Consider the following 13,140-nt stretch of genomic DNA (forward strand, 5'->3'; position numbering starts at 1 on the left):
AAATTTATTTCTATGTTTGTAGAACCTAATAACATTTAGTAGAATGAAGTTATCTAAATCCGAGGAAAAACTGATGGACTTGATCTGGTCCCACCAGCCTTTGTTTATGAAAGATCTTTTAGAAGTCCATCCGGAACCAAAACCAGCCCCTAGTACGGTGGCCACCTTACTTAAACGTATGCAGCAAAAAGGATATGTGGGATTTAAGCTGTTTGGAAACTCCAGGCAGTACCATGCTTTGGTGGAAAAACCAGATTATTTTTCCGGACAGGTCAAAACCATTATCAGGGATTTTTTCTCCGACTCACCACTTCAGTTTGTGTCCTTCTTTACTAAAAAAGCGGACCTGACAACGGCGGAGTTGGAGGAAATAAAGAAACTGGTAGAAACTGAAATAGAAAGGAGAAAAAAATGATGGAAATTATTTTGAAAGTTATCGCATGTTCGGCAATACTGATGCTACTCTTCCATGTTTTTTTGGCTAAAGAGAAAACATTCAGGTTAAATCGCTGGATATTGCTATTTCTGATTCCAGCGGCCATGGTTATACCTTTTCTTAGCTTCCCTGTATTTTTTCCCCAGGAAAGCCCCGTACAGATAGCATTTTTTACCGATGACCTACCTCAAACGTCCGTAATTTCCCAACCCAACCCCAGCCCGGAAGTCACCTCACCCCTACATTGGTTTCTGACCGGATACGTTAGCGTATGCTTTATCCTACTTTTTCTAAAGCTGAAAGCGATGCATCGCCTTACCGAAATGACAAAAAATAGTGATGCTCTTTCCCTACCAGGCGCATTGCTTATATTAACAGAAAAAGCCGCCTCCCCCTTCAGTTTCGGTAAATACATTTTTATGCATCCAAGGACTTACAGAGAAGGCAGCGAAAATACGGAAATGATAATAAGGCATGAATCTGTTCATGTTGCACAATACCATCATTTGGACCTTATTTGGATCGAGTTTTTGCTTGTTATTTGCTGGTTCAACCCGGTGGTTTATTTGGTAAAAAGAGCCATGGTCCTTAACCACGAATACCTCGCAGATCAAGAAGTACAGCAGGTAGTCCACCCCATAAAGTATAAAAAGCTTTTGCTTGAGCTTTCCGAAAGAAATAACCCAGCTATATGGACCAGCTTCCTATCGTCCTCACCATTAAGAAACCGACTTATCATGATGAACAAACCCGTAATTATAAATAGAATTCTGTCACGAGTTTTGAGTTTTAGCCTATTTACCACATTGATTATCGCCGGATTTTCATTGGAAATTAACGCCAGGCAAACCCCTTCTACAGGCCAAAAACAGGATCAGTATCAATGGGACCAGACCCCTCCCCCGATAGAGCAACAACCAGCCTTCAAAGGAGGGATGGAAGCCTTTTACAATTATGTGGAAAACGAATTACGCTATCCATTGGAAGCCAGACAGAAAGGCATAGAAGGACAGGTTGAGATCCAGTTTGTGGTAGAAAAAGACGGTTCACTATCTAACGTGTTTGCTATCCACGGGATTGGGGCTGGCTGTGACGCGGAGGCAGTTAGGGTAATAAAGAATTCACCTGCTTTTGATCCAGGAAAGCAAAGAGGAAGTCCCGTTAGAGTACGCATGGTATTGCCGATCCGTTTTAGTCTTAACAAACCAGATAGCGACAAGCTTCCTTCAGGGATTTTTTCCGTAGGAGAGGTTGATCAAAGGAACGGCGCGCTGAAAGTAGATGCAGAATATGCCGATGGTCTCTGGTCGGGATCCGTTCGGGATCCGGAAGGGAATGGCCTTCCAGGTGCCAATATCGTGGTAATGGACACTAATAGAGGTTCGGTGACGGATATAAACGGGAAGTTTAGCATTAAAACCAGTCCCTCTGAGCGTATTGTTATCAGTTTTGTGGGGTATGAAAGTGTAAGTTTAAAAGGTAATTAAAACCTAGAACCTGGTTTCTAAAGACATTCGTCCGGAACCATAGAAAGCTCAAACTCCAACAATTCATGATTCACCAAGGACAATCTTAAGTTGATTTTTTTTAAACCACCTATTTGGGTAGTTCACATAGCAGTTCTTTACTTAAAAAAAGCTGCCCCAACCACTCTATAAAACTATATGTTCTATATTTCCTATGTGGTTTAGGATATTTTTTTTATAAATTTCCACTTTTGTGTTTTTTTACCACCTATTTCATAGGTATATAAACCTTCTTTCTGATCAGAAAATGTTTTCCCAATTGATAGGTATCTTTTAAAGAAAACCTACTCCTCAAAGGCCGGAAGCAAATGCTCCCAAATCAGATTGAGCTCTGCTTGCATATTAGGAATATTAGCGGTGGTTACTATTACGGCATTCTTTTCAGGAAGCATCAGGATAAACTGCCCGTTGCGACCGTCTGCGCGGTAGGAATTGTGGCGGCTGCGCCAAAGCTGGTAGCCATAGCCTTGCAACCAATCGGAATCGCTGGCATCCACTTTCAAATTTTCCCTTCTTGCTCCTGCTGGCAAAGAAGGCACCTGCCCAATAGTTGCTTCATCAAACCAGGATTCAGCAAGAAGCTGTTTACCGTTCCATTGTCCCTCTTGTAGATAAAATAGGCCCAATTTTGCCATATCCTCAGTTTTAACACTTAGTCCCCAACCACCTAAATTTATTCCCTGAGGACTTTCCTCCCAAGTGGCTCCTGTTATTCCCAAAGGCCTGAAAAGCCTGGGCTGCAGGTAGTCTAAAAGCCGTTCTCCGGTCACTTTGGAAAGAATGGCAGATAGCATATAAGTGGCAAGGCTGTTGTAAACAAACTGTTCGCCAGGCTCATGTTCGATAGGAAAATCCAAAAATGCTTCTACCCAATCCAAATCGCTGCTATCCCGCAATACCCCTGTCGGATCCACGTCGTGGCCTACGGTCATGGTAAGCAAATGCCGGATTTCCAGCGCCTGAAGATTGGAACTGCTTTCTTTTGGTAGTTTATCCGGAAAAAAGGAGATGACCTTATCGGAAACATCCAAAAGTCCTTCTTGAATGGCAAATCCAATCGCTGTTGAAGTGAACGTCTTACTGACAGAAAACAAAACATGGGTCTTGTTGGCTGCATTTTCGCCAAACCACTGTTCATAGGCCACTTTTCCGTTTCTCACGATCATCAGGCTGTGAAGGTCCTGCTCGTTATCCTTGACTGCTTCAAGGTATTCGGTTATGGCCATGGGATTTATATTTTCTCTCTCAGGATCACTTCTGGGCAGGGCTTTGGCTATGGTGCTGAAATTGACCAGTTCAATCCCATTGTTTACAACTGCTTCTTTGACCTTTTCACTGGTCCATGTATCGGTAACACCTTGCCGATCTTCAGCCACATCCTCATATCCAATATGGCTAACCCCTTGCATTTCCAGATTGTCATAGGCGGGATGGTCCACAAACTGGTAAGCTTTACCTGCCTCAAGATTTCCCAACATGCGGATAAAGGAAGCCTCCTTTTCTTCAAAGGTTCCCTTTGGCCCATGATACCTAACCCCTACAATATCCAGATCCTGAAGGACATCCCGGCTGAGCAGCAGCAGATCGTATTCGGATGCCAGCTTCGTTACCATTTCGGCCACATCGGGATGAAACCCGGTGGATCCCATATGCCCGGAAAGATGGTTGATTTGGGGGACATGCTTTAATGCATACTCAATCTGAGCCCGAAATTCCTTCTCTACTTCCTCCAATTTCCATTGGTTTTCAGTGATGGCCAATCCCGGATAATTTTTATTCGGGCCTATCATCGGTAAAAAATAACCATCGTCATCGGTAAGGCTGGGGCAATCTGTTAATGGTCTCCATTTGACGCCATCCCATTCACTGGTGATGGCCAGGTGAAGTCCCACCTCAATGCCCGTATTTTCCCGTAACATTTGTGCTGCGTCCGGAAACCAGGGAGCCACTGCCATCACTTCTATGGATGTTTCGATCCCGTTGACGAAAGTCTCGATACTGGCAAGATTGGAAGAACGGGAAGAGCCCATGTCGTCCCCCCTGACAATGAGCCTTGGTCCCGGAAGTACCTGGGCATGGGAAAGATAGGAAACTACGGTGAAAAATAGAATGGAGAAGTATTTTTTGAAAGGATTCATGGCTACAAATTTGGAGGAAGGAAAATAACAAATTTTCAGGGGAATTTTAGTTCCTAAATTAAAAGTTTATTTGTGATTATCCGTGGAGGAACCGTATTTTTATATGGGCGACGCAAAAGGCAAACTAAAAAGAATGGCGCGGAATCGTTTACAAAAATACAAGTTATGACTACCAGTGAAAAACACGATGAGCGAATGGCAACGATGACCTTCGCTACAGTTTACCCCCATTACCTAAAAAAAATCGAGAAGAAGGGCCGAACAAAGGAAGAATTGCATCAGGTAATTGAATGGCTGACAGGCTTCGATAGCGGAAAGCTGAATGAGCTTATTGAAAAAAAGGTCACCTTTGAATCCTTCTTTCAGCAAGCCAAATTAAATCCGAATGCAAAGCTGATAACTGGTCTGATATGTGGTTATCGTATTGAAGATATCGAGAATCCGTTGACACAGAAAGTCAGATACCTGGATAAGCTGGTGGATGAACTGGCGAAAGGCCGGAAAATGGAGAAGATTTTGCGGAAAGATTAAGGGTAAATTGGTTTAATTGTGGCATGAAGTTCCTCCTAAGTTTCTAAGAGCACGCGTACAAAATCGTCGCGAATATCCCTGACCGTTGGGGTTTCCCAAACCCAGTATGCCGGAGCCTGCATAAATAAAACCTTCCTTCGGGAAAAACTCAAGGGTTTAAGGGGTTATTCTTCCTGATAAGCCAAGGAATATATTTTCCCATCAAATCCACAGATTAACAGCTCATTTTCCTCGTCCAGTCCAAAGGCAGCTACTGGAAAAGGTGCCTTCAGCAACTCAGTGTTGACCGGATCATTAACCGTAGAAAAATCCATTGCCCAGATGCGTCCCGAAATAAAATCAGCGTAGATATATTGTCCGACCAGTTCAGGTACGGAAGTTCCTCTGTACACGTACCCCCCGGTGACGGAGGCATCTCCGTTATTGTGATCATATACCCAAATTGGGAGCACCAGCCCGTCCCTATCACAACCCGAGGAAGGTTCGAAGCATTCCGTCCCCTCCATCGTATTCCATCCATAGTTTTCTCCACTTTCTATCCAGTTAATCTCTTCAAAGCGATTTTGTCCAACATCTGCCGCCCACAATACATTGGTTTCCTCGTCAAAACTGAACTTCCAGACATTCCTTAATCCATAAGCGAAAATTTCTTCCCGTAAACCTTCTTCATTGCCTGCAAATGGATTATCCTCCGGGATGGAATAATTCATCCCATTCGCCGACCCATTTACATCAATTCTCAATATAGAACCCAATAGTGTCTCCAGGTTTTGCCCGTTACCTTGAGGATCCCCTCCGGAACCCCCATCACCAACTGATATATACAAAAGCTCGTCCGGTCCAAATGCAAGCTGACCTCCATTATGATTGGTAAAGGGCTGTTCTATCTCCAGAAGTACCGTTTCGCTTTCCAAATCAGCTATATTGGGATCGGAAGGAGAAACCTGAAAGCTGGAAATGACAGTTCTGGACGGATTCGAGGCAGTATAATTCACATAAAAAATCCCATTCGATTCGTATTGTGGGTGAAAGGCAAGTCCCAATAACCCCTCCTCATTTCCGGTATCTTTTACCCGATTTTCAAGATTTAAAAATGTTCTTTTTTCTTTTATGGAGGTTTGATTGGGGAATACCGTAATGATGCCACTTTGCTCGGCCACAAAAAGCCTTTCAGATCCATCTCCGGCATGTTGTATATCCAGGGGTCGGTTAAAATCGAGATTTGGAAAAGCTTTCACCAATTGCAGCGTCTTTATTTCTCCAGACTGCGGATCCGTCTCCTGTATTTCACAACTACTAGTACCAAACAAACACAAAAATAAATAAAAATAAGAAAATGGGATTAAATGCTTCATGGATTATAAAATTAAGATATTTCTTAGTTAATATCATCGCAAAAAATAGGCCAAGGGGTAAATAACGTAGAAAATATTTGGAATACGGTGAACACAGATATGCTCCCTGCATGATTGCTAATCGATTTTACTCCGGAAAGTCCATTCCGTAATGAAAAAAAGATACGCGTTCGTTGCCATGGTAGGTACCCCTTTGGACATGTCTAAAAACGCAGGAGCATTGATAAATTAAAAAAAGAGCCGGTCTCCGTTTTGGCAACCAGCTCTATTATCTAATGGTAAAATGTACAAAAATCAAGTGCTATTTCATAGCTACTGCCTCATCTTCCTGATAAAACACACGCCAGATTTTACCACTAACCGAGTCAGAAATCAACACCGTGCCATCCGGAGCCTGTGCCAGACCGGTGGGCCGATGCTCGGCATCGCTGGGTGCCTCAATGGTTTCTACTCCTGCAAAACCTTCTGCAAAAGTCTCGTGGGTTCCAGTGGGCGCACCATTCTCAAACGGTACAGCAGCCACAAAATACCCCTTTTGCTCCAGAGGAGCCCGGTTCCATGACCCGTGAAAGGCTACCAGGGCAGTGCCTTTGTAACTTTCCGGCAACTGATCACCTGTATAAAATAGCAGGTCATTTGGTGCCCAATGGGCAGGGAAAGTCATTACAGGCCCTTCGGTACCTTCGCAGCGCTCGGCTTGCTCCCGGTCTCCGCCGTATTCGGGAGCGGTTACCCTTTTATCCTGAGAAGGGTCGTAATAGCAATACGGCCAGCCAAAATTCGCACCATCACTTAAGCGAAACATTTCTTCCGCTGGCTGCTCGGCACTTTCCTCTTCGGTATACATATCAGGGAACAGGCCGTGTAACATGTCCCGGCCATGTTGAACAACATATACATGGCCATCTGCGGAATTATAGTCCAGCGCCACGGCATTTCGGATGCCCGTGGAAAACCGGTATCCATCTTCAAGCTGCGTTTGTCCCGTTTCTTCGGCGTCAAAGCGCCAAATGCCACCGTGCCGCTCTAATAGCGGACAAGGATCCATTGCGGGAGAGCCTTGAGTACGGTCCTGTTCCTGACAGGCGTTGGAAGGTGCGCCGACATTAACGTACATATAGCCCTGATCGTCAAAGGTAAACGGCTTCACCGCATGGGAAGTTTGGACTGGAAAGCCAGAAACGATGGTATCCGGAGCCGCGGCATTGTCTGGAACCAGGTTGTCACCCGAAAAGGTGAAACGGAAAACGGTACTGTCATTGGAAGCATAGAGGTGGTCCTCGTAAAAGGCCATACCCGTTCCCCCAAAATCACCAAAGTATTGAATGTCGTCTGCCCGACCATCTCCGTCGGTATCTCTCAGCGCAACGATACCTCCTTCTTCGGTGGCTTCCCGGAGGTTCATGTAAATGTCTCCATTTTCATTGACGGCAAGGTGACGTCCCCGACCCAGGTCTTCTGCGACCACATAGGCCTGTAGTCCGGGACCCAAATTCAATCCACCGTTATCCTCATCGGCGGTAAAATAAGGTGTAATTTCTTCCGATTGTTCTGTTGGGCTGCTACAAGCTGCCACAAGCATCACCGCAATCAAGGCAGTGGACAAGTAATGGGTATAATTCATGGTTTTTATTGGTTTTTGGTTTGGAATGAACTTAAATATACAGCTAATACCCCTTAACAACAAATATTATAGCCTGAAGACTTCTCGTCTCCAATCACCAAAACTTTCTTCGGGTAGGTGAATTCACAAAAAATTAACCGACCTGCATATCAATCACTTGCCAAATCCTGTATCTTTAATTTCCATATTAGGGCTAAATTATCATTTTCTCCATGAAGCTACCTTTAGCAAGTACGATACCGGCAATTATCGCCCTGTTTTTTTGGTCTGCCTGCCAGGAACCTGCCCTGCTCTCAAAAATACCTTCCGATAAATCCGGCATCGACTTTCAAAATACGTTGCTCGAAGACGAGTTTATGAACATCCTTACGTTCGAGTATTTCTACAACGGCGCCGGTGTGGCCGTGGCGGATTTTAATGGGGACGGGCTGGACGATCTCTTCTTTACCTCCAACATGGGGAACTCGGAGATCTATATCAATACCGGGGATTTTACCTTTGAAAACATAACGGCAAGGTCCGGTATAGCTACCCATGGAAAATGGGCCACCGGGGTCAGCATTATTGATATCAATCAAGACGGACACCGGGACATCTACATTTGCTTTTCGGGCCCTTATGGTGCTCCTCAACGGGCGAATGAATTGTACATCAACCAGGGTGACCTGACTTTTATAGAAATGGCCGCCAGCTATGGCCTGGCAGACAAGGGCTTTAGCACCCAGGCTGCCTTTTTTGATTTTGACCGGGATGGGGACCTGGACCTGTACCTGCTAAACAACATGACCGATGAAACGGGTCCCAATATCATTCGACCCAAGCGCATCCATGGAGAAATGCTCAATACAGATAAGCTTTATCGAAATAATGGGGACCAAACCTTTACCGACATTTCCACCGAGGCAGGCATTACCATCGAAGGCTACGGCTTGGGTGTCGCCATCACCGACATCAATCAGGACTCATGGCCGGACATTTATGTCAGCAACGACTACCTTTCCAACGACCTGCTCTACCTCAACCAACAAGACGGTACCTTTGAAAATGTAGCCGGAAAGGTCTTTCCCCATACCAGTTATTCCGCCATGGGCAACGACATCGCCGATTTTAATAACGATGGTCTGCCCGATATCATCAGCGTGGACATGTTGCCCCCCGACTCCTACCGGCAAAAATTAATGTTTGGAAAAACCGGTAACGATCGGTACCTATCCGAACTCAAGAGCGGGTATGAGCCGCAGTTGATGCGCAACACGCTGCAGCTAAACCGCGGAAAAAGCGGGGAGAATTTGCCATTATTTTCAGACATCGCTTATATGGCAGGTGTCAGTGCCACGGACTGGAGCTGGGCACCGCTTTGGATGGATTTGGATAACGACGGTTGGAAAGACTTACTGATCACCAACGGATATCCCAGAGATATCACCAACCGGGATTTTGTGGACTACCGCTCAGGTTTTTCCCGACTCAACAGCAGGCAGGTGAGTGAAGCGCTCAAAAACCTGGAAGGAGCGCACATCCCTAATTTTGTATTCCGAAACCAAAAGGATCTTACCTTCAAGGACGTCAGCAGGGACTGGGGCATAGACCTCCCCTCCTACTCCAGCGGTGCGGCCTTTGCCGATCTGGACGGAGATGGCGCCTTGGATTTGATTATCAACAATACCTATGCAACCGCGTCGGTTTATAAGAACAACTCCCGTAAGCAAAAGGCACATTACCTGCAGGTCGAACTGAAGGGCAAGTTTCCTAACCTGCAGGCCATAGGGGCCAAGGTATATCTGTGGACGGACTCCATTCAGCAATTCCACGAACATTACCTGAGTCGGGGCTATCAGTCTTCGGTGTCCGAAACAATTCATTTTGGACTGGGAAATTCCGACAAGATAGATTCCCTGCTGGTGGTTTGGCCGGATGGAGAAAGCAGCCGATTCCGGGATATTTCAGCTGACCAAACCTTGGAAATAAATCAAAATAGTTCTGGGGAAAGGGTGGCTGGTAAAAAATCGGATGCCTCGGAAATCAAGGAAAAGACGGCGCCAGACCCTCCCCTTTTTACCCATGCTGAAAAATATTATGCTGATTTCAACCTTCAGCCTTTGTTGCCACACAAGCATTCCCAGTTAGGACCAGGGGCAGCGGTAGGCGACCTTAATGGAGACGGAAGGGAAGACCTGTTTTTCTCCGGTGCCCATGGGCAGTCCGGACAGTTATTTATCCAAAATTCCGATGGCAGTTTTACGATGGAGTCCCTACCCGATGAGGACGCCGATTACGAAGATATGGGAGCGCTCTTTTTTGATGCCGATGGCGATGGCGACCAGGACCTGTATGTGGTATCAGGAGGAAATGAATTCCAACCGGAGTCAACTTATTATCAGGACCGGCTTTACCTGAATTCAGGAAATGGAAACCTGATCCGTTCAGAGGATGCACTCCCTGAAAACCGGGTAAGTGGTTCTTGTGTGATTGCCGGAGATTTTGATAAAGACGGGGATGTGGACTTATTCATTGGAGGAAGATTGGCACCCAATGAGTACCCCCTTCACGGAACGTCACAGCTTTTAATGAATGAAGGCGGTAAATTTTCCAATGTGATACAGGAAGTTGCTCCAGAATTGGGGACAATAGGAATGGTTACAGCTGCCCTCTGGTCCGATTACAATAACGATGGCTGGCCGGACTTGTGGGTGGTAGGTGAATGGATGGAAATTACCTTATTCGAAAACCAAGAAGGAAAGCTCGTACTAAAAGAAGGCCTTCCCGGATTAGCAGGCAGTTCCGGATGGTGGAATAGCATCATCGGAGCCGACTTAAATCGGGACGGACGGACGGATTATGTGCTAGGCAACCTGGGCTTGAACAGCCGCTACCGAACCTGTAAGGAAGCACCGCTTCAAATTCATTGGGCCGATTTTGACACCAATGGCAGTATGGAGGCTATTATTTCGCATGTAAGGGATGGGAAAAGGGTTCCCCTGCATCCTCGGGATGATCTTTTCCAGCAGATACCTTCCTTAAAAAAACGGTACCCAAGATACCAGGATTATGCCCTGGCGGATATGGCTTCCCTTATCGGATCTACCAATGAGAAAGCACCAAGCCACTTATCCGCGGAGCAATTTGCATCGGTCATTCTGATGAATACCGAGACTGGATTCCAGATCACCCCACTTCCAAACGAAGCCCAGCTTGCTCCCGTGTACGGAGCTTTGGCGGAGGATTTCAATGGAGACGGACGAACGGACCTTTTTCTGACGGGAAACAATTTCTCTGGCGAAGCAATCAATGGCCCCTACGATGCGTCTTACGGCTTGATGCTACAGGGAGGTGACGCTGGTACATTTATAGTACCAGAACAGAATCCCTGGCTATCCGGGGATCAACGTGGTTTAACCCATGCCACCCTGCAGAACAGCGGTCAAACGCTGGCGGTTGCTCTGAAGAATAACCAAGCTATGGAATGGCTTAACCTCTTTCCCGTTACGCCTGCTCATTTTTCACCACCCGAGGTAGAAAACACAGCTTTTGTAGAGCTTCATTACCGATCCGGAAAAGTCCGAAAAAAAGAATTCTATTGGGGAGCTGGATACCTGACCCAGCAACCCAATAGAATCATTTTTGAAAAAGATTTACTTCGTATTGACTATTTTGATTTAGACGGAAACCAGTTGGATTCCTATCCCATTCAATCCAATTTGGAAAAATAGCGTACCTCGAACCGGTTTTGATTGTTCCCTTTAAACAGGGGCTGCTTCTCTGCCCTTAGCACCAGTTGATCACCGTCCACAAGTAGGATTTCATAGGTATTGATCAGCACTCCTTCCTCATCAAAATAGCTTAGCTGGCTATCCTTGATTTCATAATCATTGGAAAGGATACTGTTCTGGGCAATCGTCCTTGTTTCGCCAGATGGAAGAAATTCATACACCTCCTCCTGATGCCAGCCCCCACTGCTAAAGCCAAACTGATTGTAGTGGTAATAAGCGGAATCTAATTTCCATTTCCCCAGCAATTGTTGCTCCGTGGTACGTCTGCAAGCACCAAGCATCGCTGCGCAAAAGAGTAGGAAAATTGTGATTTTCTTCATTAATACCCCGGGTTTTGAGATAAAACACCGTTGCTAAGATCAATTTCTCTTTGGGGAATGGCAAACAGGTAGTGCTTGGGTCTTTCAAACGTTCTGGGGGGTTTCAGCGGCCCCAGGTCCTTTTGGTAAAGCGCCACAATGTCTACCAGTCCCGCTTTATCCCAGCGAATCAGGTCCTGGTGCCGTTGATTTTCACCAGCCAGCTCCACCCTTCTTTCGTGGATAAGGTCTTCCATGGTAGCATCGGTCAATGGAGCTCTTCCGGACCGTTCGCGAACCGCGTTGATCTCTGCATCGCCATTTTGTCCCGCCCGGATTTTTGCCTCCGCTACGATCAGGTAGACATCTGCGGTACGCAAAATGGGGCTATTGTGACTCATGTTCAGACCCCCCTGTGGCCGCCAGGAGCTGTATTTTCTGAAATGGTATCCCGTAGAGGACAAATCTTCTGTATAAGGGGTCACGCCTCTGTCGCCACCTAAATCCACCATGTCTCCCGGCTGATAAACGGTGTAATCCAGGCGGGGATCCCCCTCCTCAAATTCATCGATCAAGTCCTGCACCGGTTCGTGAAAATCCCATCCTCCCCAAGGTCGCGGGGTGGTATAAATCACGTGTGTATTTTCCTGCCAGCCCTGTAAGCTTTGAATGGCAAAAAGCATCTCGGGGTTATTCTGGGTTTCCACCCTGAAATTATCGGCAAAATCTTCTGCCAGAGGATAAGGGCCATTTAACACCTGTTGCCCATATTCGATGGCTTTGGCGAAATCTTCCTGATATAAATACAATTTTGCCAGCAAACCTCGCGCCGATCCCTTATGCGGTCTGCCCAAATCGGCTGCAGCATGGGTTTCCGGCAACAACTCGGCTGCAGCTAGCAAATCTGCGGTAATTTGAGCATGCATCTCTTCCATGCTCGCTCTTTCTTTGTTGTATTCATTTGCCAGGACATCCTCCTCTAGAATCAACGGTACGCCGCCATAAATCACCAAAAAGCGCCAGTACATAAAGCCTCTTAGAAAATGAGCTTCACCAAGGGTGCGGTTTTTCAGATTTTGATCCATGGATATGTCCGGCACATTGATCAACACGGCATTGGCCCTGGATATTACCTCGTATTTGTGCCGCCAGCTGTAAAATAACTGGGGATTTCCGGCATCAAAGGTAAAAGACTCAATGGCCTGGTCTTCCCCATGATCTCCTGCCCGGTATTGATCGTCTGAGGGGATGTCAAAGGTATGTTCCGCATGGCCGTAGAAATCTTCGACGACCAGAGGCTCGTACATGGCATTGGCTGCTGCTACGGCATCATCGCCATTTCTCCAGAATTGAGAAGAGGTGGACTGTCCGTAAGGAACCGTTTCGAGTATGTTATCGTCGCATGCTGCGAACAGCATAAAAGAAAGAAGGAGGTAAACTATCGAATTTTTCATGGCTTCA

9 protein-coding genes are annotated in these 13,140 nt (G+C 46.2%); 4 read left to right on the forward strand and 5 right to left on the reverse strand.

Going from position 1 to position 13,140, the window contains the following annotated elements:
- Window positions 1–43 precede the first annotated feature (43 nt).
- Both GKS34_RS14810 and GKS34_RS14815 read left to right on the forward strand, forming a co-directional pair.
- On the forward strand, window positions 44–415 hold the full coding sequence (locus GKS34_RS14810; protein WP_163385750.1) for a BlaI/MecI/CopY family transcriptional regulator: 372 nt from the start codon (window positions 44–46) through the stop codon (window positions 413–415).
- The gene (locus GKS34_RS14815; RefSeq protein WP_163385752.1) at window positions 412–1,923 is read left to right on the forward strand and encodes a TonB family protein; all 1,512 of its coding nucleotides are present in this window, start codon (window positions 412–414) and stop codon (window positions 1,921–1,923) included. The genes GKS34_RS14810 and GKS34_RS14815 overlap by 4 nt, the downstream gene beginning before the upstream one ends.
- Before the next feature lie 323 nt (window positions 1,924–2,246).
- Here GKS34_RS14815 and GKS34_RS14820 read toward each other — a convergent pair whose 3' ends face one another.
- Window positions 2,247–4,100, reverse strand: coding sequence for a serine hydrolase domain-containing protein (locus GKS34_RS14820; RefSeq protein WP_163385754.1), 1,854 nt, complete (start codon window positions 4,098–4,100; stop codon window positions 2,247–2,249).
- A 165-nt stretch (window positions 4,101–4,265) separates the two neighbouring features.
- Between GKS34_RS14820 and GKS34_RS14825 the strand changes: the two genes are divergently transcribed.
- A complete protein-coding gene (locus GKS34_RS14825; protein WP_163385756.1) occupies window positions 4,266–4,631 on the forward strand; it encodes a DUF2200 domain-containing protein in 366 nt (121 codons plus the stop codon).
- Window positions 4,632–4,795: 164 nt separating this feature from the next.
- Here GKS34_RS14825 and GKS34_RS14830 read toward each other — a convergent pair whose 3' ends face one another.
- A complete protein-coding gene (locus GKS34_RS14830) occupies window positions 4,796–5,986 on the reverse strand; it encodes a PQQ-dependent sugar dehydrogenase (protein ID WP_163385758.1) in 1,191 nt (396 codons plus the stop codon).
- A 301-nt stretch (window positions 5,987–6,287) separates the two neighbouring features.
- Entirely contained in the window at window positions 6,288–7,610 is a 1,323-nt protein-coding gene (locus GKS34_RS14835; protein ID WP_163385760.1) for a PQQ-dependent sugar dehydrogenase, read from the reverse strand.
- 212 nt (window positions 7,611–7,822) lie between these two features.
- Between GKS34_RS14835 and GKS34_RS14840 the strand changes: the two genes are divergently transcribed.
- Window positions 7,823–11,320 carry a VCBS repeat-containing protein gene (locus tag GKS34_RS14840; RefSeq protein WP_163385763.1) on the forward strand — a complete coding sequence of 1,166 codons (3,498 nt, stop codon included), beginning with the start codon at window positions 7,823–7,825 and terminating at the stop codon, window positions 11,318–11,320.
- Here the strand turns inward: GKS34_RS14840 and GKS34_RS14845 are convergent.
- The gene (locus GKS34_RS14845; protein WP_163385765.1) at window positions 11,299–11,700 is read right to left on the reverse strand and encodes a glycoside hydrolase family 25 domain-containing protein; all 402 of its coding nucleotides are present in this window, start codon (window positions 11,698–11,700) and stop codon (window positions 11,299–11,301) included. The genes GKS34_RS14840 and GKS34_RS14845 overlap by 22 nt on opposite strands.
- The gene (locus GKS34_RS14850; protein ID WP_163385767.1) at window positions 11,700–13,133 is read right to left on the reverse strand and encodes a RagB/SusD family nutrient uptake outer membrane protein; all 1,434 of its coding nucleotides are present in this window, start codon (window positions 13,131–13,133) and stop codon (window positions 11,700–11,702) included. The genes GKS34_RS14845 and GKS34_RS14850 overlap by 1 nt, the downstream gene beginning before the upstream one ends.
- Window positions 13,134–13,140 lie beyond the last annotated feature (7 nt).

Origin of the sequence: Cyclobacterium jeungdonense (assembly GCF_010994275.1) — a bacterium.
Taxonomy (GTDB): domain Bacteria; phylum Bacteroidota; class Bacteroidia; order Cytophagales; family Cyclobacteriaceae; genus Cyclobacterium; species Cyclobacterium jeungdonense.

What these genes read in the sequence shown, in the direction of transcription:
- GKS34_RS14810 (WP_163385750.1), top strand. Translation starts at nt 44, where the DNA reads ATGAAGTTATCTAAATCCGAGGAAAAACTGATGGACTTGATCTGGTCC.
- GKS34_RS14815 (WP_163385752.1), top strand. Translation starts at nt 412, where the DNA reads ATGATGGAAATTATTTTGAAAGTTATCGCATGTTCGGCAATACTGATG.
- GKS34_RS14820 (WP_163385754.1), bottom strand. Translation starts at nt 4,100, where the DNA reads ATGAATCCTTTCAAAAAATACTTCTCCATTCTATTTTTCACCGTAGTT.
- GKS34_RS14825 (WP_163385756.1), top strand. Translation starts at nt 4,266, where the DNA reads ATGACTACCAGTGAAAAACACGATGAGCGAATGGCAACGATGACCTTC.
- GKS34_RS14830 (WP_163385758.1), bottom strand. Translation starts at nt 5,986, where the DNA reads ATGAAGCATTTAATCCCATTTTCTTATTTTTATTTATTTTTGTGTTTG.
- GKS34_RS14835 (WP_163385760.1), bottom strand. Translation starts at nt 7,610, where the DNA reads ATGAATTATACCCATTACTTGTCCACTGCCTTGATTGCGGTGATGCTT.
- GKS34_RS14840 (WP_163385763.1), top strand. Translation starts at nt 7,823, where the DNA reads ATGAAGCTACCTTTAGCAAGTACGATACCGGCAATTATCGCCCTGTTT.
- GKS34_RS14845 (WP_163385765.1), bottom strand. Translation starts at nt 11,700, where the DNA reads ATGAAGAAAATCACAATTTTCCTACTCTTTTGCGCAGCGATGCTTGGT.
- GKS34_RS14850 (WP_163385767.1), bottom strand. Translation starts at nt 13,133, where the DNA reads ATGAAAAATTCGATAGTTTACCTCCTTCTTTCTTTTATGCTGTTCGCA.